We start from the raw sequence: 24,576 nt of genomic DNA on the forward strand, positions 1-24,576 counted from the left end.
GCCATTATTTGCAGGGAATATAATCCGGAACCTTACGGGTTCCGTTGGGAAGCAACACTGAAAAGAACCTGCGTTGGGTACCCTGTATTTTTGCTAATGCCTGATCCAGCCATAGCTCGTACCAGTTCAAAAAAGTTAATCTTTCGGTACTGCCCAATTGGTTTAACGGATGCATATCGCCATCGTTGATCCGTTCATCAGCCCACATATTTCCTTTTTCAGGCCCGTTTATGATCAGGCTGACCTGTATACAACCGTCATCAGCCAAACATAACCGGCCCTGGTCATGTTCGGTTCCGCTGATCAGCTCCCATTTCTTTTCAAAAAGCAGTTTTTCCAATTGTTGGTTTCCTGCTTCATAGGCGGCTTCCAGCCGGGCATCCAGCTGCTCCAGCTCGGCTTCCATATTCCATGATGCTGTATGCGGAAAGGGCCGGCTTAAATCAAAGTATTGGTGTGCCGCTTCTCCGGAGGGGTCAAAAAAGCAGATATTGCTTGTCTCTAACCGGCGAAGGCCGTAAAAAGGACCGGCGCCGCCATCGCCCAGTATTGTAAGGAAGGCGATGTATTCATCCGGAAGTTGGACCCGGTGTGTTGCTTCAAATAATTGCACCTGTTCCGGCTCTAACGGCGGATTCAACCGGTATTGATGGATACCTGCGCCTGGTAATTCCCGTTTTGTATCTGTATTCCGGAGCTGGCTGAGCTTTTCCCGGATCCTGTTTATTTGCTGCATGCGTGTATTCACAATTGTTAAAAGGTAATGAGGGGTATGCAAATAGCACAAGAACCAAGCCATTACTTAACCGGGTACTAAATTTTGCTGAAAAGCAAGGATCGGTATCCCGGGATTTTCAATGATTTTTGACAAATGTTTAAGAAAATTCGGGATCCTTGTTTTTTTAAACGACCTTTTTCGTACCTTCACGGTAGGTGTTTTTCATAGGTTAGCAACGGCTGATTGTTTTTACAATCGGCCTTTTTTGTGCAAAAAAAATCTACAGGATGAGGCTCAAAACGGAGACAGCAACGGCCTGTTAATGCCGGTTTACATGAGGTACTGCCTTATAAACCAGGGATCAGGGATCGGGTTCACCGGTTGTTTTTCCAGCTGATGGTGCCGTCTTCCAGCATCCGGATCTGTTCTTCACGAGTGAGAAAATTGATCACCGTCCAGATATGTTCTTTTTCAATGCCCTGCAATTGTGCCATCAGTTGCGGAATGGTACAGGGGGCTATAAGGGTTTCGCGGATCCTGGATTGAATGGTTTCGAAAACCTCATGCGTAAGCAGGTTGTTTTTTCTTTTTAAGCAATTGTCGCAAACGCCGCAATCTTTTATCGCCGTATCGCCAAAATACCGTCCGATCATCTTGCTGCGGCATTCTTTTTCATTTTGAACGAATTGTTTCATCTGTGCCACTCTTTCTGTAAACAGGTGCTTACGGGCCATGTGGTTTTTCATATTGATCTGTAACTCCGTGATCCGGATCCGCGTACGGGTCAGCATCAGTTGCGGATCCTCTTTCCTTGGCTGATAATCGATAATACCATCGGCATGCAGCCGAAGTAATTGTTCTTTAACCACCGCCGCGTCTGTTTTCATCAGGTAGGCGATATAGCTTTCTGAAATTCCGATCGGATAATCGTAGATCCCTTCGTAGGTTCTCAGAAGTGTTTTGACCAGTGGTTCTGAATCTGCATGTGTGGCTTCGTATTCATATAGGGCGTCCTTATACACTGTAAACCGCACCATCGACGGTATAAAAACCTGCTCATTAAACGTAAGCCAGCCATCCTGTTCCAATGCCTTTAAGGCGTATATCGCGGTGGTTACATCCAGCCCGAATTTTTTTATGAAGTCTTTCAAATCAAAATCATAAAATTCGCCGGGCGGTTCTCCTTCGGGTAACCGGAGGTAATGCACTACGCTGCCATACACTTTTCGAATGGTTTCCAGGTCGGGAAAACGTTGGTCGGGCATTTTTTCCAGTACTTCCAGTTCTGCATCGCTGTAAAGCAATACAGCATACGATCGTTCACCGTCCCTTCCCGCGCGCCCTGCTTCCTGGTAGTAATTTTCCAGGCAGTCCGGAACATCCGCGTGGATCACCACCCGTACATCTGGTTTATCAATGCCCATTCCGAAAGCATTGGTGCATACAATCACCCGTGTTTTATTGAGGATCCAGTCCTGCTGCTTTTGAGTACGCTCTTCAGCAGGTAAGCCGGCATTATAGTAATCGGCGGCAATCCCTTCCAGCAGCAGCAGGTCTTTTAGCTCTTTGGTATGTTTGCGTGTTTTGCAATACACAATTGCCGACCCCGGCACATTTTTCAGGATCTCGGTTATTTTATGGATACGGCTGGCCACCCTGAAAACACTGTAAGATAAATTGGGCCGTTCAAAAGACTGACGGTATACCTTAAATGTGTTGATGCCTTCCGGTGAAAGTTTTTCACAGATATCTTCCTGTACTTTGGGAGTGGCTGAAGCGGTAAGCGCCATTACAGGTATACCCGGCAGCTCCTGGCGTAAGCCTGCGATGCGTAGGTAGGGAGGGCGGAAATCATATCCCCATTGAGAAATGCAGTGGGCTTCATCCACAGCAATCAGGTTGATATGTAATGCAGGAAGGTATTCTTTAAACAAATTTGTTTCCAGTCGCTCCGGGGAAACATAAAGAAATTTGCAATTACTGTACGCAGCCGTTTTCAGTATCTGGATGACCTCTTTACGCGACATACCGGTATGAATCGCAAAAGCCGTGATATTCTTTTTGCGCAGGTTCCGGACCTGGTCGTTCATAAGGGCGATCAAAGGAGAAATAACAAGGCAAAGCCCTTCTTTGTATAAACCCGGAATCTGGTAACAGAGCGATTTACCTCCGCCCGTAGGCATGAGTGCCAGCACGTCCTTTCCCTCAATGGCCGTTTGAATGATTGCTGACTGCAACGGACGAAAATGGTCATACCCAAAATACTTCTTTAAAGTTTCCCGCAACGCCTGTTCCATAGATGCTGATCTTCTGATAATCGGATACTGAGTTCCGTTCGTTTACTTTTCAAAGTTACACTGATTTTTCAAATCCGGAAGAGCCGGGAAAACCGGAATGCAGCTGTTTTTTAGGTTTTTGAACAATTAATTTAGTGTAGACCAGCAGGTGGGGTAATAACACCGCAATTTCAGGCATTTGAAGGCAGCATGCAGCAAAAAAACATGGCTTCCGCCGCTGTTTTTAACATAGATTTATAGCGGAATTGTTTTTACTAAACTGCAGATCCACACCTGTTATTTTGTTTTGACAGGAACATGTCACGATCAATAGCAGGGCCGGCTGCCTGTTTTGGGGCATTGTCGGGAGCTGCGTTACACTACTTTTTTTACCATCAGCCTGCCGCTGTTGAGGGCCAGTACCACATCGCTGAAGGCCATAATCAGCGCTCCAAACATGGGGGTGAGCAGCCCGATGGCTGCCACCGGTATGGCAACAATATTGTAAGAAAAGGCCCAGAAAAGGTTTTCCTTAATGGTTTTATAGGTGTGCTTGCCCAACCCCATTGCCAGGGGCAGGTGCTTTAAGCCATAATTCGTAAGCACCACTTGTGCGGTTTGCATGGCAATTTGTGAGGCGTCGCTCATGCTGATGCCAATGGTGGCCTTAGCCAGCGCCGGTGCATCATTAATGCCGTCGCCTACCATTGCAGTTGGGGTCTGGGTGTTTTTTTCAGCGATGATCTGCAGTTTCTCCTCGGGTGTTTTTTCGGCAATCACTTCGTCAATTCCCAACTCCGCTGCAATCTGGTCAGCCTTTGAATGCCGGTCGCCGCTCAGCAAAACGGTTTTGATGTTTTTACTGCGAAAATAACTGATAACGGTTTTTGCTTCCGGTCGCAGTTCGTCTTTCAGATCGATGGTGCCGATCAGTTGTTGGTTGCGGATGATGTATATATTATGCTGGTCTGCACCTGTTTGTCCGTCGCTGATCTCAAAAGAACCGGCCCCATATTCAATTCCTTCCTTATCGGTTGCAAACATACCCTTGCCTTTTTCTTCTCTGATCTGTTTCCAGCGAACGTCATTCCTGGTTTTCCAGTTACGGGTAATGCTTTTTGCAACGGGATGATTGGAATATTTTTCCAGCGAGTATACAATGTTTTTAAAAACTTCTTCAGAAATATTCTTATCCAAAATCTGAAAACCGGCAATGGAAAAATTTCCGGTAGTAAGGGTGCCGGTTTTGTCAAATACCACCTGGCGGATATCTTTGAAATTTTCGAGACTGGTGGCATTTCGGAACAATACCCCATTACGCGCACCGCGTCCCAGCCCAACGGCAATGGCCGCCGGTGTGGCCAGGCCCATCGCACAGGGGCATGCAATGACCAGTACGGCAATCGCCCGCATTAAAGCAGGAGTGAAATCCTGCAGGATCAACCAGTTGATAATAAATGTGAGAAAAGCAACGCCGATCACCAATGGAACAAAAACAGCACTGATCCTATCCGCCATTTGCTGCACGGGTGGTTTTTCACCCTGGGCTTCATTTACCAGGTTGATAATACCGGCCATAACCGTATCTTTTCCAACAGCTGTTACCTGTGCCTTTACCGTGCCATCCACCATAATGCTGCCACCGATCAGTGTATCCCTTGATTCCTTTTTTACAGGAACGCTTTCACCAGTAATAATGGCTTCGTTCACCTGCGCATCACCCCATAATATTTTGCAGTCTGCCGGTACCTGCTCACCGCTTTTGATAAGGATGAGGTCGCCGGTCCTTAGGGCACTGCTTTCTACCGGAAAGATATTTTCATTGTGTTCCTGGTCATAGGCAATCATATTGGCCATCACTACCTGTGTTTGGGCCAGTTTTTTTAACTGTGCCTGGGTAGATGAAACCGTATGCTCTTCCATATAATTGCCCAGGAATACAAGGGTGATCACCGTGGCGGCGGTTTCATAAAAAATATAATCGTGCTGGCCGGTAACTGTTCCATATAGGCTGTAAATAAACGCTGCCAGGGCTCCGATGGTTACCAGCACATTCATGTTGGGCATCCGGTTACGAATGCTTTTAATGGCGCTGACGCCAAAATAAGACATGCCTGCCGCCAGCACCGGCAGGGTGATGGCGAACTGGATCCATGGCTGCATCAACCATGAATGCCGCAAGGCGGGTATCATATGCAGCATCAATACCAGGGTAAAGGGTAAACAAAACCAAAAACGTTGCATATTGGTCTTTAACCAGCCGCCCGGTTTCCCATGGTCGTGGTCATGTGTATGCTGCTGGGCCGGTGCATGTGCGTCATCATGGTCGATGACGGTATATCCCAGACCGCTTAATCCCTTCGATAATATTGATTCATTCTTTTGCCCTTTCAACTCAAAACTGACATCACCGGTAGCAAAATTTACTTTCACATTTTCCATGCCTTCCTTTTCCAGGTACTTATTAATGGTAAGGGCACAGGTTGGACAATCCATGCCTGTCACTTTCCATTTGATCTTTTCTGTTGCTTCCATATTGCAAAATTACTACAACAAAAAAAGGCGGCAGGATCAAATCCGGATTATTATTAAAACCATGTTGCAGAACGGTGCTCTTTTATTGAAACCCGGTTTCAAAAACCACCTGTTGGCGCGTATAACCCCCACCGGACGCGGCCTCCCTTTATTTGGCGATTGACTTCGGCCCAGCCGCATAGTAGTTTTGTATCAAAGCTGCCTTTAAGGAAAGACGTTTGTAAATAATGTTATATAGAGTGGTATCATGATTTCTTTATCCGGCCGGACCATTGAATGTTCTTTCGCTGCCTCTCTTTAAACTGTAGCCCTTCATTTTCTTAACCTTAAAACTCAAAGAAATGTCAAAACATATTTCGGAGAAGGAGCCGGCTATACCCTGCTGTCCGGAGCTCATCCCTGACGATCACTGCGATGTGATTAATTTCAGCCGGGTATTAACCTATCCTACAGCCACATTGGTTGCCGGCCGGCGGAATGTAGTGGTGGAAGTGATCCTTCGTTTCCGGTTTTCAAGATGCACGATGGGCCTGGTACTGGGCGATCCCGTATACAGCACCACACTGCTTCCGGGAGAGAAAGTACGTCTTTCAACCACCGACCGGAGAAGTACGTTTAGCTATGACAGTGAAACCAAACTTAGTTACCGGAGTGAGCAGATATCGGAGGAGCAATACTACATGTCGGCCGTGCAAAAGTATATGGCAGATGCTTCCGCTGCACAGTCCGGTGAAGCCGACAGTTCCTCAGAAGGAAAATGGGATTTTCACGGAGATGCCAGCGGAAGTGTGAACCCGTTTAGTCTTAGTGCCAGCGCCAGTACCAACGCCCGGGGCAGTCATAACAGTCATTCTACTTTCGATTACCTCAATCAGCAGCGTTCGCATATGGAAAGCGCTGCTTCCCAGGCCGTAGAGGCTTCAAGAAAAACCCATGCGGTTTCTATTGGTGAGGTCAGCAGCCGCACCCATATTGAAGGAGAATCGCAGGATCATTTTGAAGCTTCTTCAAGGGAGTTCAGTAATCTCAATAAGTGTCATGCGGTTACCTATATGTTTTACCGGCTAAACAAGAAGCAGAAAATAAAATTTGAATTGATGGCCATCGAAAGGCGCGTGCTGGATGAGAATGCACCGGTAGGAGGCGTGCTGAAACCCGGTGCGGCAAAGCTGCCTGTGGCGTTTGTGCCGCAGGATATACCCGCTACGGTTGCCCTGAACCGGGTGGCCGAAACCGCGGTGGCCGGCCGCATAAATACGCTGTCGGTAAACACCAATCTCAGCGCCTTGTTTGAAGGGCCAAAAGCCACGGTACTGGCAGGGGGCGGCTTTAAAGCAGACGCCGGAAGCCCTATTGACGATGCTACAAGAACGAAAGCGATCAGGGAGGTAGATGAGCAGTTGGCAGCCAAAGGCCTGATCGACAAAACCGGGAAAGTAAGCAATGAGATCAAACAAACGATCGGGTTTGAAGCGGAGTTCTCGCTGCCAACACCCGGTATCATTGTAAAAGGCTGTTTGGATGAATGTGATGTTTGTGAGCCATTGTTAAAAGAACGCCTGCAACTGGAGAACGACCTGTTACGGAAACAGATTGAACTGCTTGAAAAATCGCAGGAGTACCGCTGTTGCCCGGTTGCGGATGATAAGAGTGAGTAAGCTTTGAGTGCTGAATTTCAAACTCCAAATCCAATCTCAAATCTCAATTCTCGGTCCTCCATCCCAAAATCTTAATTCTCATCCTTTAAATATATTTTATGGAAGCAATACGAAAACTATCGCTGGCGGTGAACTACGAGCAGCCGCCGGAAAAAGAACTGTCTGTTTTTGGATTTCTTTTTTACTGCAACGGGTTGCTGCTGCAGGTACAGCCGGTTCGGAACAACCTGCTGGAATTTGATCTTTCAAAAGCCGCAGCATTCCGGGCGGATAAGAGCGGCCTGCGCGCTGATGAACTGCGCGTGTTCCTGGTACCAGGTACCGATAAGGAGGTGCAAAAAGTAAGAACCATCGCTGAGCTTGAAAAGCTGCAGCCTTATGAAGCCATTCTCAATAGTAATGCAGAAAGTGCGTCCTTATCGATTTTGCCCGTTCCGGCGGCCGTCAGCCGTTTCTGGCCGGTTTGCCGGTGCAGGGTTACGGGTACGGTTTCCAAATGGTTTCATCTTGGCGACAGCTGGGAAGACCGCCCGGTATGCCGGGCCCGGGTGCATATCTGTGAAATCGATCCGATCATTTACTGGATTCGCAGGATCCCCGATCCGGTGATTGCAAAAATCCCGGAACTATTTCTGAATCCGGCTGAAGTGATCCGGAATCCGATTCCTGTTCCGGACCCGCCGCCGTTTTTGAAAACGTCCCGGAATATAGCGGCCCCGGAAATGTCGGTTTTTGAAACCCGGTCTCCGGAACAACTGCAATTACAGGTGGCTGAAAAGCTTCCTGATATTGGTGCAGATGTAAGACAACAACTTTTATCAGGGAACCTGGATCAGATCCGCAACACCATCGTCAGCAATTATGAGTTGCTGCATCCCTGGTTTTGTTTACGGCCCTGGTGGTGGCCCTGGCTCTATCGCTGTACAGAACGGAAAGTAGTGTATACAGATGTCAGCGGACGTTTTGATACCACTATATCATACCGTTGTTTTGGCGACCGGCCCGATCTGTACATCTGGGTAGAATACCTGGTGAATGGCGTGTGGACGACGGTTTACAATCCTCCCAAACCCTGCAATACCTATTGGAATTATCAGTGCGGCACTGAGCTCTCCATTCATATAACCGATCCGCGCGTTCCGGTGGATTGCTGTTGTAATTGTCCGCTTCCCGGTGATCTGGTCATGATCCGGAGCATCGGCAGTACCAGTGTTACCCATATCAACCAGCAAAGCTTTCTGCAGGCGCCTGCAGGGCAATCGGTTGCCTATAACCGCATCGGACTTACAGACGCAGCAGCAATCGGCGACGGGTTTTTCAGCACTTCAGTGGGGGATTATAAGCGTCCCTTTGGCGGCACCTTTCATTTTTATATGGGCTTTGGACAGGGGTTGCCACGCAATGAGATCTATTATTACCGGTGGAGTTACCGGAAGATCAATGCTGCTGATTTGAATCCCGTAAGCGGAACGGTAGAGCAAATAGATACGCCGGAATATAAAAGTTATGATTTTATTTTTATCGATGGCAACGGCGATCAGCAGATTGGTCACGACAAGGTGAAACTGGGCCCCTTTACGATTGGTAGCGAAAACAACCTGTATATCATTCCGCCCGAGCGGCCCAGCCAGGCGCCATTCAATGCGCCGCAAACGGACCCGCAGTGGTATGAGCGTACGCACAATACACATACCATTGGTATTGATTCGGCTCAGTTGAGGAATGGTGCTACGCCGGGTGGTGATGGTATGTATGAGTTTAAGCTGGAATTATTTAACCAGTCTGGTACGCTGCTGACCAATATCCCGAAATCGACCTTTAAGGTACCGAAGTTTGATGATGCAGACACCAGCGTAAATGCCCCGGACGTATTACTGGCCGGTGCTACGGCAACCACCGCGGATGCCTTTAAGGTATTGGTACGTGTGGATAATAGCGCCTGTAATTCCGCGGTGTTTACGGTCAATGTAAATGGTATGCCCGCGGCATCGGATTGCTGTGGTTTTGTGAAGTATAAACCAGGCGGTGTGGAAGCGGATCTGGAGCTTTCGTTCCTGGCTACCCACCCGAATGATTTTGCGGTATTCAGTTTTGGTGTGGCAAAGGGAACCTGCGGCGGTGTAGCCAATGCAGGCGCGTTGGGAATGGTTATTGATGATGCATCTGGATACATCCTGGCAGGAGGCATTTACCGTAAACATTTTACGCCTGTTCAGTTACTGGATACCTGTTATGCCGGAGGAAATGGTAAGGCTGCTTTTGCGGAAACGCTATCGGTGATTGCGATGGCTACAGACGGCACCTTCCGGCAAAGCGGCAAAGATGCTCCTTACCGGGTAGCAGCTTTTGCGCTGGAGCCCTGATGATCCGGGCCAGGGTTGTACGGATCCGGTATCTGTAAATATAATGCCGGCACTAAAACGCCGGGAATTTAAAAAAACATGTGTTACTTCCTGTTTTCTGTTTTAGCCGTTTGGAGGATCACCCATCTGATTGTCCGGGAGGACGGACCTTTTGATGTGGTGTTCCTCCTTCGTAAAAAAGCGGGCCGCAGCTTTTGGGGAAAGCTGATGGATTGTTTTTATTGCAGCAGTGTATGGATAGCGTTGCCTTTTGGGTACTGGCTCGGCACCAGTTGGTGGGAGCGTTTGTTAGATTGGTGGGCCCTTTCCGGAGCTGCCTGCCTGCTGGAACGGGCAACAGACAAACCGGATACTCCATTTTTTAAAGAAGATTAAAATAACGTTTATGTGTAATTGTGGTGATAAAAGAAGTCAACTGGTGCTCAGCAGCGGTCATGCGGCGGCGGCGGGCACCGGTATCTGGAGTGATATCTGGTTTGAATATACCGGTCGGTCGGCCCTAACAGTAAAAGGATTTATTACCGGCAGAACCTACCGGTTTTCAACGCCCGGAGCTGTATTGCTTGTCGACTACAGGGATGCGTCAAAAATGCTTTTGGTGCCTTCCTTAAAGCGAAAATAAGCACAGCAGGGGGGAGGCTTCTAACTATTTCAATCCCTTTATGCGCCGTTAAGGCGCTTTTTTGTGCATATTGCTGCGCTGGCCGGGCGGAGTTGCGGCATCACCAAAATAAAGGATAAGCTGAAGGCTGTTGTTCATTAACCGGCCCTGTTCTTAAAATCTTCATATATAAATCGCAAGCACAAAAAATGTTTCTGTTAATTTTATGACCGGAATCAGGATGAACGGAATGCCACGTCGTGCATATCCGTTTAAATTATGAAACCAGCTCAATAAGGTCATGCTGCATTTTTTTCTTTTTTTGTCGGGCGATAATATGTCATCGGTCATGGGATGGGTAGGCAGTATTGCGTATCTGCTGGCCTACCTGTTTTTAAGCCTGAACCGGTTGAAATCCGGACGCCCCCTTTATCATTTGCTGAATATGCTCGGCGCCCTGGGACTGATCATCCATGCCATTAACCTGAAAGACTATCCTAACCTGGTGGTAAACCTGGCCTGGGGTATTATTGCAATAACGGCGGTGGTATTCATCCTCCGGAAGAAGCCGGAATAGAAAAGTTTAACAGGCTAAGGGCCCTTTTCTTGTATACATTGAGTTTTTGCTTGTATTCTTTTTTGTTGGAGACCAGGCTCAGGTAATAATACGCGCCATCCACCAGGATAAATACCAGGTCGGCTGCCGCTGCCGTATCATCAACCTTCAGGTATCCCTTTTCCCTGCATTCGATGATCAGCTCTTCCAGGTTTCTGCGAAGACTGTCCAGCAGGATCTTATATTTTTCCTTGATCACCTTATCACGAAACGCCAGCGAGTAGCAGCTATAAGAAACACTATCGTCAAATAGTGTGTTCCACTTGTGCGAGAAAATATTATCAATAACGGCTAGCAGCTTTTTTTTGGGATTGTTCTGTGCACTTTCCGGTACATCAAAGATCAGAAGGTAGCGGTCCAGTATATATTCCACAAGACCATATACTAGGTGCTCCTTGGTTTTAAAATAATGGATGACCAGGCTGGGGTTGATAGCGAGGAGCTCGGCCGTTTTGGCAATGGATGCATTTTCTAGGCCTTCTTTTTTAGCCAGTTTGTAAAAGGCTTTAATGATTTCTTTCTGCCGAGACGCTTTCAGGCTTTTTCTTCCCATGTGTTGTTTTTTTGAGCAATCGCATTGCAAATATAATGTTTCACCCGGCGTGAATGCCGGCGGGTTTTCACGTGTTTTTTTGTGCAAACGGTTGCGCAAAACTTAATAATAAATTAATTGAACGTTCATTCAATATATATTTGTCTTATCCAATTTTGCTTGTCAGACGGGAAGGCTGTAACATATATACAGATCTACCGCAGTTCTCTGATGATTGGTCGGTTTCGAAACATATACAGAACGCTCAAATTATAAAACCAATAATATGCTTAGACCCATTTTTACAGTTGTGGCTTTGCTATTGTTTTGGCATTTTGGCCAAACACAATCTATAACCGTTACGGGTACTGTAACGGATGGTGCAAATCAACCCTTGCCGGGGGTTACTGTTACGCAAAGCGGTACAAAGAACACAACGGTTGCATCAGAAAAAGGGAGCTTTACCATAAAGGTTCCTCAAAGAGCCCAACTCTTATTTACAGCTATCGGCTATGAATCAAAGGAGGTGCGGGCAGACTCATCGTTATTGCATGTAATCCTGACAGCGGTAAGCGGGGGCATGGATGAAGTGGTGGTGACCGGGTACGGTCAGCGGAAGCGTATACTGGTTACCGGTGCTATTGACCAGGTATCGGGGGAAAGTATTTCAAAACGGCCTGTAGCAAATATCCTGCAGGGGTTGCAGGGGGTTGCGGCAGGTTTGAATATCACTTATCCGGGCGGAAGACCCGGAGCTACTCCCAGTATCAACATCCGGGGCATGGGCTCTATCAATGGCGGCGGTGGCGGGCCGTTGATTCTTATCGACAATATTGCTTCTCAAACGGATGACTTACTGCGGCTCAATCCTTCAGATATTGAGTCGTATTCTTTATTGAAAGATGGGGGCTCATCCGCCATTTACGGGGCAAGAGCGGCCTTTGGCGTATTGATCATCACCACGCGTAAGGGTGCGCTGGGAGGCAAACAAAACATCAGTTATAACAACTACTTTGCGCGTTCCAAAAGAACCCTGACGCCCGAGCCGATTACCGATCCTTTCGTGTATAAGAAATTAATGCAGATTGCCACCGATAATACGCCATGGACTTCCTCCAGCTATGCGCCGTTTCCCGAATGGCAGCAGGTATGGGCAAAAGAAAGATCGGAGAATCCATCTGTAGAAGATGTGCGGGTTAACCCGCTTGATGCTACCAAATGGGCCTATATGGGAAGCAATAACTGGAATGATTATTTCTTTGCAAAATCCAACTTCTCCCAATATCATAACCTTTCCATCAGCGGTTCTTCTTCCGGACCAAGGCCTATACGTTATTTACTGTCTGCGGATTACACAAAAGAAAACGGGTTAAATAAGCTTGCCCGGGACGACTGGAACCGTTATGGTCTTCGCTCTAACCTGGGCCTTAACCCGCTGCCGTGGTTGAAGGTGGATGATAACCTGGCTGTTTATCAGCTGCAAAAGGTATTTCCATCTTACAACATTACAGACGTATATTACACCCAGCCCACTAATGTCGCCAAAAATCCCGACGGCACCTGGGCCAATAATACGGCCGGTATACTGGCTGCACAGCTTACCGACGGAGGCAGCGGCACAGAAACCCGGTTTGGGTTTACCAACAACTTAAGCGCTACGGTGACTGCTTTAAAGGGAAGCCTGACGGTTCGGGCTACGGCAAGCAATAAACGGGAGCTATGGAAATCACATTCCATCGTATTGCCATACCAGATAGGATATGGCCCCAAAGATATCCGGATGGTAGGTGGTAATGGCAGTGTAACGGAAGTAAATGGAACGGTAAAACAGGATGTCTATGACCTGTTTGGTAACTATACAAAAAAAATAAACCTGCATGCGTTCAATCTCTCTGCTGTTTACAACCAGGAAATGTATGAATGGAGCCCGGTAAATGTAAGCAGGGACCAGTTGATCTCCAAAGATCTTCCTTATATCAGTCTTACCACAGGCACCAATATAACCATTGGACAAACCGGCTTTGGTGACAAGTTTTATGATTATGCGGTGCGTAGCTATTTCGGCCGGCTGAACTATGCTTATGATAATAAGTACATCATTGACCTGGTGGCCCGGCGCGACGGCTCGTCGCGTTTTCCGCCGCAGGACCGGTGGGCCTTTACTCCCGCTGTATCCGCCGCCTGGGTCGTAAACAGGGAGCGGTTCTGGGAGGCGTTAATGCCGGCCTTCTCTGCGTTGAAACTCAGGTATTCCTATGCACGGCAGGCTAACCAATCGGTAAAGTATTATGACTACATCCAGACGCTTGGAGTGGGACCCAGCTCCTATCTGATCGGCGGCAATACACCGCCGCAGGTTATTACAGGTGCACCGCCACTTAGAGTAGATCCTACGAACTATACCTGGGAAACGGTTGCGGGTTCCAATTTTGGTGTCGATCTTGGTTTTCTCAAAGACCGGCTCACCGCGGGGTTTGATTATTATATAAGAAAGACCACGGGCATGCTGGCGCCTTCACGGGTATTACCTGCTGTGTTGGGTACCAATGCCCCCCAGCAGAATGCGGCGGATATGGAAACCAAAGGTTGGGAGCTGAGCCTGGGGTACAATGAAACCTATATGGTGGCACAAAAGCCCTTTTCACTGGGCGTGAAAGCAAGGATATGGGACAGCAGGAGCAAAATCCTGAAATATGATAATCCCCTGCATCTGTTTAGCGGTGCCTACCGGCCCGGTCAGGTAGTTGGAGAAATATGGGGGCTAACTAACGATGGCATTTTTGAAACGAAGGAGGAAATCGCTGAAATTGATCAAACCGCGATTATTCCCTGGGGAGAAATAAAGGTAGTGCCAGGATGGCCACGGTACAAAGACCTTGATGGTGATAAAAAGATTCTGCGGGGGACCAGCGATCTGGATCCGAAAGACCTTCGTGTGATCGGTAACAATACGCCCCGCTACCGGTATGGGTTTAACCTTGAAATGGGTTGGAATAATATTGACCTGTCGCTCTTTTTACAGGGTGTTGGTAAAATGGATTATTATCCGCAGCACTACCTGTTTTGGGGGCCTTACCAGCAGCCCTACGCGAATATCTATCCCTGGAACCTGGATTTTTACAGGGGCACCGCCGCAACGCCGGAAGAGATCGCTACCTATCCCAAAGCCTATACTGACCTGGGACTGGCAAACGCCAATACGGGTGCTTTTTACCCGGTATTGCAATCGTGGCTGGCGGATGATAATGACGGAAAGGGGCTGGACATTCCCCAAACCAAGTACCTGCTAAGTGCGGCATACCTGAGGATCAAGAATCTTACAGTAGGGTATACACTGCCCCAAAACATGTTGCAGCGTTTTGGCATCGAAAGACTCCGCATTTTCTTTACCGGTGAAAATATTTTTGAAGTTTCAAAGATCAAAAAATTTGTAGATCCTGAATCAATCGTAGACGGGTACGGATGGGCATACCCTTACCAGCGGAAATACTCTGTAGGCATTAATGTTACGCTATAAGATTATTAACGTCAAAAAACAATTACAATGAAAAAGTTACTATATATCCTCCTGTTTACGGCGACCCTCACTTCCTGTAAAAAAGGTTTCCTGGACCGCTATCCTCAAACAGAAGTAAGTCCACAGTTATTCTTTAATACGGAGAGCGATCTTTCTATGTATGTAAATGGCATGCTGGACCTTACTGGTTCCGGGCTTTATGTAAACGGGACGGGGCAATCGACGGATAACTACGCTACCACGGGCCAGGTTTATTTTAAGGCAGTGCTGGCAGGCACCACTACATCTCAAAACACACCCAATTTCTGGACCTGGGGCGGATTGCGTACGATTAATTATTTTCTTGAAAACTACAGCAGGGCCCAGGTTCCGGATGCCGTAAAGAACCATTATGCGGGGCTGGCCCGTTACTACCGTGCGAAGTTTTATATGAATAAGGTGCTGACTTATTCGGATGCACCCTGGTACGGTAAAACGCTCAACCCGGATGATTCAACCGCACTCTATATGACACAGTCTCCCCGGACGCTTATCATAGACAGCATCATGAATGACCTTGAATTTGCGGCCACCAATGTTCGGGAAAATGTGCCGGCGGCTACACCCGGGCTGTACGCTGTAAAAACCATTTACGCCCGCTTTGCGCTTTATGAAGGAACGTACCGGAAATATCACCCGGAGCTGAACCTGCAGCATACTGCCAATAAATATTTTGAACTGGCGAAGAAACAATCGGATGAAATCATTACGGCCAACAAATTCAGTCTTGCGGCCAGCTATGCATCATTGTTCAATAACCAGGATCTAAGCACGGTTAAGGAAGTGATCCTGAACAATCCTTATGATGTTGCAAAAGGAAAGAGTTCGGGTATCGGAAATTTTAATATATTCGGTCTTTATGAGCAATCTCCCGCCAGGGACCTTGTGCAAACTTATCTGAAGAAAGATGGTACCCGTTTTACCGATCTGCCTGGCTATAAACAGATGCTTTATGTGCAGGAATTTGCCGACCGCGACCCGCGTTTATCTGCCACCATTGCTCCTCCGGGTTTCACACTTGTTCAGTCCGCAACGCCCTATGTTTCTGAATTCAGTACCAATTTTACCGGTTATCACCAGATCAAAGGATATATTAACACTACAGACAACAATGTAATCAACAATACCGATATTCCCGTATTGCGTTATGCCGAGGTGTTGCTTACTTATGCTGAGGCAGCGGCCGAGCTCGGTACGGCTTCGCAAAGTGATATCGATAGGTCTGTAAACCTGCTTCGTGCCCGGGTTTCTATGCCCCCGCTAAATGTAGCGGCTGCCAATGCGAATCCGGACCCGGTATTGGCGGCGGATTATCCAAACGTAAGCGGTGTCAATAAAGGCCTGATCCTGGAAATAAGAAGAGAACGGAGGGTAGAGTTTGCGCTTGAAGGTACCTACCGTTTTGAAGACCTGATGCGTTGGGCGGCAGGGAAGCTGTTTGAGAAAAGGGCTACGGGTATGTATTTTCCTGGACCGGGAAATTATGATTTAACAGGAGATAATATTGCCGATATTAAGCTGGTAACGAATGCCACTACCATACCTCCGGCAGCACAGCGCGAAAAGAACGAACTGGGCGTAACACTGATTTATTACAAAATGGGATCATATGGCCAGGCGGGATCGGGTACGTATTTTGAAAATGGCGATAGCGGTGGGCAGATCGTTACTGTAAACCCCAGTACGGTCAGGACGTTTGTAGAACCCAAGTATTATTATATGCCGATACCATTTTCACAAACAACAATGAACCCTAATTTAAAGCAGCCTTTTGGATGGCAATAGCGATGAAGCTACTTCTGAGGCCCGGGTCTATGCTGTAATTCAAAATTTTAAATATCCTCAACCATTTTTTATGAAAAAGAAATGCTTACCACTGATGGTACTTCCGTTGTTCCTTGCTTTAGTATCCTTTATGCCGCTTGCTGGTCCTCACAGGAATCATTCCGGAGAAAAAGGGATGGCTGCTTATGCCGGTATGCCATTCTATGGCATGATAACAAATCCCTGGAAGTTTACCAGTATTACGATCAATCCTGCTCCCGCGCCACCGGCGCCATATCAAAACTCCGTTTATTTTAAGTATGGCAGCATATCCGGAAATTATTTCAAAGTAGAAAGTGTGGACGGGTGTCCGTTTTATGTTGTAAATGCCGGTGCACCGGTTACTTATGTGCCCGTTACCGGCGCCGAAAATATTTTTGGTATTTTCTTCAAATCAGAGTCAGGATGCGGTTCAACGCGGCTTTTACGCGTATCCTATAATGATAGTGGGTCCTGGACGCCGTTTGAAAACTTCGTAATCAATCTTTAGATAGCAGCAGGCATGAACAGAAAATCGTTTATTAAAGGAACGTCTCTATTAACAGGGTCCGTACTCACCGGCGGAATGGCGGCCGCTGGCAGGCGAAAAGAGAAACCCGTACTTATGCTTGCGCATATTACAGACGTGCATATTCGACCAGGGGATAATGCACCGCAGCGTTTTAGAAATTGTTTGAAGAAAATAAAAGCAACCGGTATTGATTTTTTCCTGAATACGGGCGATTCCATTCATGACGCTTCTTACGACCATGTGAAAAGAGATAGTGTAACCGAACAATGGCAATTATGGGATGAATGCCTATCGGAAATAAAAGGCTATGATATTTACAGTTGCCTGGGCAATCACGATATGTGGTGGGCCGCCCCGGATAAGCAGGATGCCATGTATGGGAAGGATTATGTAGTAAAGCGATTAAAGATACCGCACCGGTATTACAGCTTTACCCGCGGTGGCTGGCATTTTATTGTGTTGGATGGCAATAACCACAATATTTCCCTGGATGAAACACAGTTTAAATGGCTGGAAGACGACCTGGCGGCAACACCTGCTCACACACCAACCCTAATCATGTCGCATTATCCTACTTTTGGTGCAACCCCGATACTGGTGGGCGGTCATCACAGCGATTACAAAAGATTAAAAACGCTCCTTTATAAGCATAAAGACAAGGTAAGAGCTTCGCTCAGCGGGCACAATCATCTTTGTGATAAAACGTCTTATAATGGCGTCTGGTATTGCTGTAATGGTGCCATGAGTGGCTTTTGGTGGGGGCAGGGCGATAAGGAATCAGCCGGCCCAGGCTACTACCTGGAAACACCGCCAGGTTATGCTATTTTAAAATTATTTAAGAACGGTGATTTTGAGAGTGAATATATTGCACACGGCTTTTAAAAGAAAAGATATGATACGAAAAGGAATCCTGGTTATAATGGCCTTCCTGGCCGGCTCTTTGGCATTGTTTGCCCAACGCGCTCCCAAAGTAGTATTTGTAATTGCAGACGGTATCCCGGCGGATGTGATCGAATCGGTGGCCACACCGCATATGGACGCCATTGCGCGGGCGGGCCGGTATATGCGGGCTTATGTGGGTGGTGGCAAAGGAACTTATTCAGAAACGCCTACTATTTCTGCGGTAGGCTATAACAGTCTGCTCACAGGCACATGGGCCAATAAACATAATGTTTGGGACAATGATATTGCGGCGCCCAACTATCATTATCCAACCATTTTCCGCCTGTTAAAGGATCAATACCCGCAGAAGAAGATCGCTGTTTTTTCCAGCTGGCTGGATAACCGTACCAAACTTGTAGGGGACGGGCTTCCGGAAACCGGAAAGATCCATGTTGATATTGCAGCCGATGGTTTCGAGCACGATACCCTAAAGTTTCCCAAAAACGGACCGGTGCACCGGATGCATTTGATCGATGAGCAGGTAATTGATAAAGCCACACAAAAGATCCGGCAACAGGCACCCGATCTTTCCTGGATCTATCTTGAATATACAGATGATATGGGCCATGGTTATGGCGACAGCCCGAAATTTTATGAAGCGGTCGAAATGCTCGACCGGCAAATGGGGTGTGTATGGGAGGCGATCCGGTACCGGCAGAACCGGTTTAAGGAAGACTGGATGATTATTATAACCACCGATCACGGGCGCTCGGAAGCTAACGGAAAGGGACATGGCGGCCAGTCGCCCCGGCAACGCAGCACCTGGATGATCACCAATAACCCGGGCTTAAATGCTTACCCGGATTATTACATTCCAGGCGTAGTAGATATTTTTCCAACAATAGCCCGGTATATGAATATTCACATTCCTGCGGCTGTAGCACGGGAGTTGGACGGTGTGGCGATGATCGGGAAGATTTCGCTGGCGGATATGCGGGTAAATTATTTTCAGCATAAACTGGACATTACCTGGACGCCGCTTCATCCGGCGGAGCAGGGTACGGTAAAGGTTTGGATCAGCACTACTAATCAAACAAAAACAGGCGGTACCGATTCGTATAAACTGGCAGATGAAATTCCGCTCCGCCAAAAGCATGTTACTATTGATGTAAAGGATCAGCCCTCCAGTTATTATAAAGTGGTGCTGGAATCGGCGCATAATACGCTGAACCGGTGGATTGTGCTGGATGAAAAGAAATAAAGGCCCTAACAAACCGGAACTCAAAAACGGATCCGGCTTTTTCAGGGAATCAGGTGTAATAAAATACATCCGGTTCCCTGATCTTTTTGTTATTTTGTTGCTAACAACCCAATTTCTTTCATGACACACCTGTTTCGACCACTTCCTGCCCTGTTTGTTTTGCTGCTGTTGCAGATCTGCATGCCCATTACAGCACAACGGAAGTGGACCGTTAAGGAAGTTCCGGACCCTAAACGTACGCCCAGCTTCAACTATGTAAGTAATCCTGACGGCATATTAAGCAATAACACGGTAGCAGCAATTAACGGTCATTTGAAACGGCTGGAGGATTCCACCACGGACCAGGTGGCCGTTGTGGTGCTGCAGTCCATCGGAAAAAAAGTACCGCGGGATTTTGCGATGGAGCTGTTGCGGTATTGGGGCGTGGGCCGGAAGGATAAGAATAACGGCGTGGTGATGCTATTGGTGATGGATCAGCGCCGCATGGAATTTGAAGTAGGCTACGGCCTGGAAGGAAAACTAACGGACCTTGTTTCTAAACAGATTCAGGAGGAGTATATGGTGCCTTTCGCCAAGCAGGGGAATTATGATGCAGCCGTATTAAATGGTGTACAGCAGGTGGCAGGGATGCTCTCCGGGGCGGTTGAAGTCGATTCCTATACAGAAGCGGTGCCTGCTGATGCAGCTTTTCCTGCGGAAGCATCGGAGCCTTCATATGGTAATACTTCCGGTTCCGGGGGGCTTATAAACCTGTATCAAAAGCATGTGGGATGGGGTGGCTTTTGGGTATTGTTGTTTTATGCCTTTTTTTTCGTAGCGGGGCTGATAGCTCTGTTTAAAAAAAAGGTCCACGATCAATTTTTTGATAAGGCAAGCCCCTGGTGGTTTTTACTGCTCCGGTTTCTGGTTTGTTATGTGCTGTTGCCGGTTATGGTCTTTGTAATTGCCGGGGTGCCTGTAAATATTTTTACGGGCGTGGCCTTCTTCTATGTATTGGCTTTAGCGGCCACCGGTATTACCGTATTCCGGCTGCTGGGGCAGCTTCGCCGGGAGGAGCAGCGGGGTACGGAAGATGATGTGATGTATTTTTATGCCCGGCAACTGGACCAGCGTTGGAAAAAGTCGCTGGCCAATAAGCTCCTTCCGTTTCCGCTGCTTTATTACCGGGAGCAGGTAGGGCAGTACCTGGACAGATTAAAAGCAGGAATGGTGATCAGCGACACGGGCAATGAGATGCGCCTGCTGGATGAAAAACAGGACAATGCCTACCTGACCGAAGCTCAAAAAATGGAAGAGCAACTCAAGTCGGTCGATTATGATGTATGGGCCGAGAAGCAAGGCAAGGCCTTCAAATTGCATGGTGTGTTGTTAAGCAGTAAGTACAGCCATTGCCCTAAATGCAATACCATGGCTTATTTCCTGGAATCCGACCGCACTATTGAACCGGCTACTTATTCCAGCAGTGGAGTGGGACTGAAAGTATATGCCTGCAAATTCTGTCACTACCAGGAAACCAAAGAGTATGCTATTCCGCGAAAATCCCAATCCAGCTCTGGCAGCAGTTCGGGCAGCTCATGGAGCAGCGGTTCTTCCAGCTCCGGCAGCAGCTGGGGTGGAGGCAGTTCCGGCGGCGGCGGTGCTGGTAGTAGCTGGTGACGACTGCCGCCAGCGATTTGCGCTTCCCGAGTAAAGATTGGTGTTCGCACCGACTTTCTGGCCGCAGGGGTTTTTAGTCTAACCGACCAGTGAGGACACCGGTCGTGGCTGTCGACTGTAATACGTGCAAAGGTTTAAGCTTCCCGTGTAAAGATTGATGTCGCACAAACCTAACGGCAAGGATTTTGAGTATGCGTATTCTTGATGACTGGTATTAAATTGGTATTTCCTGACCAAAAACAGAACTTGTTTTGATTTCAGCTCATTACCAGTAATAGTAAAAGATCAGGTATACAACCCTCCGTTAATGGAAAGTACCTGTCCGGTGATATAAGCCGCTTCTTTTGTGGCAAAAAAGCCCACTGCATGTGCTACTTCCTCCGGCGTGCCAAAACGGTTGGCGGGAATGATTTGTTTCATCTGGCCTTCATCAATGTCTTCCGTCATGTCTGTTTTAATAAAGCCCGGGGCTACGGCGTTTACTGTGATATTCCGTTTTCCTACTTCCTGGGCCAGGGCCTTGGTAGCGGCAATGACACCACCTTTGGCAGCGGAATAATTGGTTTGTCCGGCCAGACCTTTTAATCCTGAGAGGGACACCACGTTGATGATGCGGCCGTAACGCTGGCGCAGCATGTTATTGACCACCAGCCGGGTTACATTGAAAAAGCCTCCAAGGCTGGTGTTTACCACGCCATCCCATTGCTCATCCTTCATCCACATCAGCAGCACGTCGTCTTTGATACCGGCATTATTCACCAGCACTTCAATGGTCTTATCGGTATTGGCTTCCATCCATCCGCCCAGAGTTTGTTGTACCGCTTCGCGGTCGGCCACATCAAAGGCCAGCAAGGCTCCGGTAACACCAGCTTTTTCTACTTCTGCAAGGGTTTCTTCGGCCTTTTCCCGGTTGCCTTTATAGTTGATCAATATATTAAAGCCCTGTTTGGCCAGTTGTATGCAGATCGCTTTTCCGATGCCACGGGATCCTCCGGTTACTAATGCCCAGTTCATAATTTTTAGCTTCTTGTTTGTTGTTTATAGTTTATGGTTTGAACAAACGATAGACCATAAACTCAAAACTATAAATTTAAAACGGCTGGTGCACTTTCATAAAATCGCGCACTTTTGCCAGGTCTTTATAAAGCGGATAGTCCTTGCTGAATTTCGGAAACTGCTCCCGCAGGGAAGCATAAATAGCCTTGGTCTTTGCTGCCATCTGATCGTGCCGGTCCAGGTAGTCGATCGCCTGCAACAGGGTCATGGCCTGGATGGCCAGCACTTCGTATGCGTTTTCAATCACTTTTTTGGCGATTTGTGCCGCATTAAAACCCATGCTTACAATATCCTGGTTATCGTTATTGTTGGGAATACTGTGTACATACATCGGGAAAGAGAGGGTCTGGTTCTCTGCCGTGGTGGATGTAGCCGTAAACTGGATGCCCTGCATGCCAAAATTCAACCCCAGCACGCCGTGGTTCACAAAGGGTGGAAACTTCTGGTTCAGTCGCGCGTTCAGCAGGTAGTTCAGCTGCCGTTCGCTCAGCATGGTTAATTTGGTAATGGCGATCTTCATTTTGTCCATTTCAAAAGATACATAGTCGCCGTGAAAATTGCCGCCGTGAAAAATATTGTGATTAGCTACGTCCACTACCGGGTTATCATTTACCGAATTAAGCTCATTTACCACCGTTTCTTCAGTGTGCGCAAGGGCATCGTAAACCGGTCCCAGTACCTGCGTGATACAGCGGAGCGAGTAATATTCCTGCACTTTGTCTTCAAATACATCGTGCTGAATATTCTCGGGGTTGTATAAATGTTCGGACCGGCTGCGGATGAGTTTACTGTCTTCCAGGATAGCGCGCATCTGGCGGGCAATATGTTGCTGGCCGGTATGATGTTTTACAATGTTCAGCTCGTGCGAATAATGATCGTCATATACTTCCATGATCTCGTTCGTAATGGCTGAAAGCATGATCGACCAGTTTAGTAACTGCTGTGCCTGTAACAGGTTCAGCAGGCCCACGCCCGTCATAGCAGAAGTGCCATTGATCAGCGCCAGGCCTTCGCGGATCTGAACCTTCAGCGGTTCCAGCCCGGCCTTTTTGAAGGCTTCGGCAGTGGGTTGAATGCGGCCCTCATACCAGGCTTCCCCTTCTCCGATAATGCCCAGCGCCAGGTGTGCGAGTTGCACCAAGTCGCCGCTGGCGCCCACTCCTCCGTGTTCGTAGATACAGGGCACCAGGTTATGATTGATCATATTGGCCAGGAGGATGGCCAGTTTTGGATCCACACCGGAATAGCCCTGCATTAAATTATTAAGACGGGCCAGCATTACGGCCTTTCCCTGCAAGAGCGGAAGCACGTTACCTCCGCCACTGCTATGACTGCGGATCAGGTTGTATTGCAGTTCTAAAATATTTTCGTCGCTGATCTTATATTGCGCCATGGGACCAAAACCCGTATTGATGCCGTAAATCAGCTTATGACTGGAAAATTGTTTCAGAAATTCGAAGCTGGTGTTTACCTGCTGCAAAGCAGCTTCATCAAGTGTAATAGGTTGGCCATCAATTAAGATTGCGTTAAAATCCTGCAGTGAAAGCCGTTTTCCCCCTACTGTGATCATTTTTGTATGCGTAATTTATTAAACAAGGCGCAAAAAAACGAAAAAGATCACTGGTATCAAAAAAATTATTAGGTGATGGGGGTTTTATACAATAAATGGCCTTTGGGATTGTATCCCGTTAATGGTGTAGATTTCGTGGGACACTGACATACTGATCTGTGCATTTCCGCACCAGCTGCGGCGCAAATGGCTCCAGGACTACTCGTTGTCGGTATCCAGGCTGTAAACGTTGTTTTCTTCGTCTTCCTCGCCTTTTTCCTCTTCTTCATCGTCCAGTTCCTCGCCGGGAATGTCCAGGTCTTCCCCGGAATTTTCTATGTTCTCGTTCAGCGGATCGCCTTCGGTATCGCTGTTGTCCGGACGGGCACGGCGCTGGCTTTCGTCATCAACAGAGCCTGTTTGATCCAGCGCGTCGATTTCTTCCTGTGTGATTTCATCCCCGGTGATACCGGCATCGTCCGCTTCGTCGCCGGATCCTGCTTCAAAGTCCGGTTCCGGAGGCAGGGCGGTTTCCGGATCCTCCACCGGCAGGTTGCCGCGTACCAGGCGTTCGTTGTCAGTGTCAAAAATACCTACTCCTTCTTCGTCATCAGAGGCAATAGTGGTATCGGCCATTTCACGCAGGTCGGGTGGATGAATATGTTCCTGCCCGGGAATGTCTTTAACTTCCGGCAGGTCCAATGTTCCTTCGTCCGGTTTCAATTTTTCCTTGTCTGCTTCGGTATCCCGCAGGTCCTGTTCGTTTTTGTTGGTATCCATAATCGTTTTAGTGATAGTGGCACAAATACGGTGCCTGTTCCGGATGTAAAGAAGCACACTATGGCCGTTGCAATACAGAACCGCCTGTTACAAGGGTGTGATGCCTGCAACAGCAATGAGCTGTTTTCAAATTTCACAGCGCAGTGCAGATTTTTTTTCAGAAAAGGGGGAATTCGTACTACATTTACTTTTAAATAATACC

Annotated in this window: 18 protein-coding genes; 11 read left to right on the top strand and 7 right to left on the bottom strand. The window is 47.7% G+C overall.

All coding sequences use genetic code 11. The annotated features are described in order from the left end of the window. Window positions 1–4: 4 nt before the first annotated feature. The 3 genes from LL912_RS20395 to LL912_RS20405 form a co-directional block, all read right to left on the bottom strand. A complete protein-coding gene (locus LL912_RS20395; RefSeq protein WP_235555459.1) occupies window positions 5–736 on the bottom strand; it encodes an SMI1/KNR4 family protein in 732 nt (243 codons plus the stop codon). A 356-nt stretch (window positions 737–1,092) separates the two neighbouring features. Then, complete coding sequence (locus tag LL912_RS20400) at window positions 1,093–3,015, bottom strand: RecQ family ATP-dependent DNA helicase (protein ID WP_235555460.1); 1,923 nt, start codon at window positions 3,013–3,015, stop codon at window positions 1,093–1,095. Window positions 3,016–3,369: 354 nt separating this feature from the next. Continuing rightward, on the bottom strand, window positions 3,370–5,529 hold the full coding sequence (locus LL912_RS20405; protein ID WP_235555461.1) for a heavy metal translocating P-type ATPase: 2,160 nt from the start codon (window positions 5,527–5,529) through the stop codon (window positions 3,370–3,372). A gap of 341 nt (window positions 5,530–5,870) precedes the next feature. Here LL912_RS20405 and LL912_RS20410 point away from each other — a divergent pair, with 341 nt between their 5' ends. From LL912_RS20410 to LL912_RS20430, 5 genes are all read left to right on the top strand, one after another. Then, window positions 5,871–7,187, top strand: a complete 1,317-nt coding sequence (locus LL912_RS20410; RefSeq protein ID WP_235555462.1) for a hypothetical protein — start codon at window positions 5,871–5,873, stop codon at window positions 7,185–7,187. Window positions 7,188–7,285: 98 nt separating this feature from the next. Continuing rightward, entirely contained in the window at window positions 7,286–9,550 is a 2,265-nt protein-coding gene (locus LL912_RS20415) for a hypothetical protein (protein ID WP_235555463.1), read from the top strand. 78 nt (window positions 9,551–9,628) lie between these two features. Next, entirely contained in the window at window positions 9,629–9,925 is a 297-nt protein-coding gene (locus LL912_RS20420; RefSeq protein ID WP_235555464.1) for a DUF1360 domain-containing protein, read from the top strand. A 10-nt stretch (window positions 9,926–9,935) separates the two neighbouring features. Next, window positions 9,936–10,172: a hypothetical protein gene (locus tag LL912_RS20425; protein WP_235555465.1), complete on the top strand. Its 237-nt coding sequence runs from the start codon at window positions 9,936–9,938 to the stop codon at window positions 10,170–10,172. Between the two features lie 280 nt (window positions 10,173–10,452). Next, the gene (locus LL912_RS20430; protein WP_235555466.1) at window positions 10,453–10,728 is read left to right on the top strand and encodes a CBU_0592 family membrane protein; all 276 of its coding nucleotides are present in this window, start codon (window positions 10,453–10,455) and stop codon (window positions 10,726–10,728) included. Here the strand turns inward: LL912_RS20430 and LL912_RS20435 are convergent. Beyond that, window positions 10,703–11,320: a TetR/AcrR family transcriptional regulator gene (locus LL912_RS20435; protein WP_235555467.1), complete on the bottom strand. Its 618-nt coding sequence runs from the start codon at window positions 11,318–11,320 to the stop codon at window positions 10,703–10,705. The two genes, LL912_RS20430 and LL912_RS20435, sit on opposite strands and share 26 nt — an antisense overlap. 265 nt (window positions 11,321–11,585) lie before the next feature. On the opposite strand from LL912_RS20435, the gene LL912_RS20440 reads away from it, so the two are divergent. The 6 genes from LL912_RS20440 (at window position 11,586) to LL912_RS20465 (ending at window position 20,989) form a co-directional block, all read left to right on the top strand. Then, complete coding sequence (locus LL912_RS20440) at window positions 11,586–14,816, top strand: SusC/RagA family TonB-linked outer membrane protein (protein ID WP_235555468.1); 3,231 nt, start codon at window positions 11,586–11,588, stop codon at window positions 14,814–14,816. A 27-nt stretch (window positions 14,817–14,843) separates the two neighbouring features. Continuing rightward, entirely contained in the window at window positions 14,844–16,640 is a 1,797-nt protein-coding gene (locus LL912_RS20445) for a RagB/SusD family nutrient uptake outer membrane protein (RefSeq protein ID WP_235555469.1), read from the top strand. 70 nt (window positions 16,641–16,710) lie between these two features. Further along, window positions 16,711–17,169 carry a hypothetical protein gene (locus tag LL912_RS20450; RefSeq protein ID WP_235555470.1) on the top strand — a complete coding sequence of 153 codons (459 nt, stop codon included), beginning with the start codon at window positions 16,711–16,713 and terminating at the stop codon, window positions 17,167–17,169. Between the two features lie 12 nt (window positions 17,170–17,181). Further along, on the top strand, window positions 17,182–18,072 hold the full coding sequence (locus LL912_RS20455; protein ID WP_235555471.1) for a metallophosphoesterase family protein: 891 nt from the start codon (window positions 17,182–17,184) through the stop codon (window positions 18,070–18,072). 10 nt (window positions 18,073–18,082) lie between these two features. Then, window positions 18,083–19,333: an alkaline phosphatase family protein gene (locus tag LL912_RS20460; protein ID WP_235555472.1), complete on the top strand. Its 1,251-nt coding sequence runs from the start codon at window positions 18,083–18,085 to the stop codon at window positions 19,331–19,333. Between the two features lie 120 nt (window positions 19,334–19,453). Continuing rightward, window positions 19,454–20,989, top strand: coding sequence for a TPM domain-containing protein (locus LL912_RS20465; protein WP_235555473.1), 1,536 nt, complete (start codon window positions 19,454–19,456; stop codon window positions 20,987–20,989). A 285-nt stretch (window positions 20,990–21,274) separates the two neighbouring features. Here the strand turns inward: LL912_RS20465 and fabG are convergent, their stop codons facing one another. From fabG to LL912_RS20480, 3 genes are all read right to left on the bottom strand, one after another. Continuing rightward, the gene (fabG, locus tag LL912_RS20470) at window positions 21,275–22,003 is read right to left on the bottom strand and encodes a 3-oxoacyl-ACP reductase FabG (protein WP_235555474.1); all 729 of its coding nucleotides are present in this window, start codon (window positions 22,001–22,003) and stop codon (window positions 21,275–21,277) included. A gap of 76 nt (window positions 22,004–22,079) precedes the next feature. Continuing rightward, window positions 22,080–23,615 carry an HAL/PAL/TAL family ammonia-lyase gene (locus LL912_RS20475; RefSeq protein ID WP_235555475.1) on the bottom strand — a complete coding sequence of 512 codons (1,536 nt, stop codon included), beginning with the start codon at window positions 23,613–23,615 and terminating at the stop codon, window positions 22,080–22,082. A gap of 198 nt (window positions 23,616–23,813) precedes the next feature. Continuing rightward, window positions 23,814–24,374: a hypothetical protein gene (locus tag LL912_RS20480; RefSeq protein WP_235555476.1), complete on the bottom strand. Its 561-nt coding sequence runs from the start codon at window positions 24,372–24,374 to the stop codon at window positions 23,814–23,816. Window positions 24,375–24,576 lie beyond the last annotated feature (202 nt).

The sequence above is a fragment of the Niabella agricola genome (genome assembly GCF_021538615.1).
Taxonomy (GTDB): domain Bacteria; phylum Bacteroidota; class Bacteroidia; order Chitinophagales; family Chitinophagaceae; genus Niabella; species Niabella agricola.

Bases quoted from the DNA above. Each gene is read 5' to 3' on its own strand.
- LL912_RS20460 (WP_235555472.1), top strand. From the start codon at position 18,083: ATGATACGAAAAGGAATCCTGGTTATAATGGCCTTCCTGGCCGGCTCT.
- LL912_RS20455 (WP_235555471.1), top strand. From the start codon at position 17,182: ATGAACAGAAAATCGTTTATTAAAGGAACGTCTCTATTAACAGGGTCC.
- fabG (WP_235555474.1), bottom strand. From the start codon at position 22,003: ATGAACTGGGCATTAGTAACCGGAGGATCCCGTGGCATCGGAAAAGCG.
- LL912_RS20410 (WP_235555462.1), top strand. From the start codon at position 5,871: ATGTCAAAACATATTTCGGAGAAGGAGCCGGCTATACCCTGCTGTCCG.
- LL912_RS20415 (WP_235555463.1), top strand. From the start codon at position 7,286: ATGGAAGCAATACGAAAACTATCGCTGGCGGTGAACTACGAGCAGCCG.
- LL912_RS20405 (WP_235555461.1), bottom strand. From the start codon at position 5,529: ATGGAAGCAACAGAAAAGATCAAATGGAAAGTGACAGGCATGGATTGT.
- LL912_RS20430 (WP_235555466.1), top strand. From the start codon at position 10,453: ATGCTGCATTTTTTTCTTTTTTTGTCGGGCGATAATATGTCATCGGTC.
- LL912_RS20465 (WP_235555473.1), top strand. From the start codon at position 19,454: ATGACACACCTGTTTCGACCACTTCCTGCCCTGTTTGTTTTGCTGCTG.
- LL912_RS20440 (WP_235555468.1), top strand. From the start codon at position 11,586: ATGCTTAGACCCATTTTTACAGTTGTGGCTTTGCTATTGTTTTGGCAT.
- LL912_RS20450 (WP_235555470.1), top strand. From the start codon at position 16,711: ATGAAAAAGAAATGCTTACCACTGATGGTACTTCCGTTGTTCCTTGCT.
- LL912_RS20395 (WP_235555459.1), bottom strand. From the start codon at position 736: ATGCAGCAAATAAACAGGATCCGGGAAAAGCTCAGCCAGCTCCGGAAT.
- LL912_RS20480 (WP_235555476.1), bottom strand. From the start codon at position 24,374: ATGGATACCAACAAAAACGAACAGGACCTGCGGGATACCGAAGCAGAC.
- LL912_RS20420 (WP_235555464.1), top strand. From the start codon at position 9,629: ATGTGTTACTTCCTGTTTTCTGTTTTAGCCGTTTGGAGGATCACCCAT.
- LL912_RS20435 (WP_235555467.1), bottom strand. From the start codon at position 11,320: ATGGGAAGAAAAAGCCTGAAAGCGTCTCGGCAGAAAGAAATCATTAAA.
- LL912_RS20475 (WP_235555475.1), bottom strand. From the start codon at position 23,615: ATGATCACAGTAGGGGGAAAACGGCTTTCACTGCAGGATTTTAACGCA.
- LL912_RS20445 (WP_235555469.1), top strand. From the start codon at position 14,844: ATGAAAAAGTTACTATATATCCTCCTGTTTACGGCGACCCTCACTTCC.
- LL912_RS20400 (WP_235555460.1), bottom strand. From the start codon at position 3,015: ATGGAACAGGCGTTGCGGGAAACTTTAAAGAAGTATTTTGGGTATGAC.
- LL912_RS20425 (WP_235555465.1), top strand. From the start codon at position 9,936: ATGTGTAATTGTGGTGATAAAAGAAGTCAACTGGTGCTCAGCAGCGGT.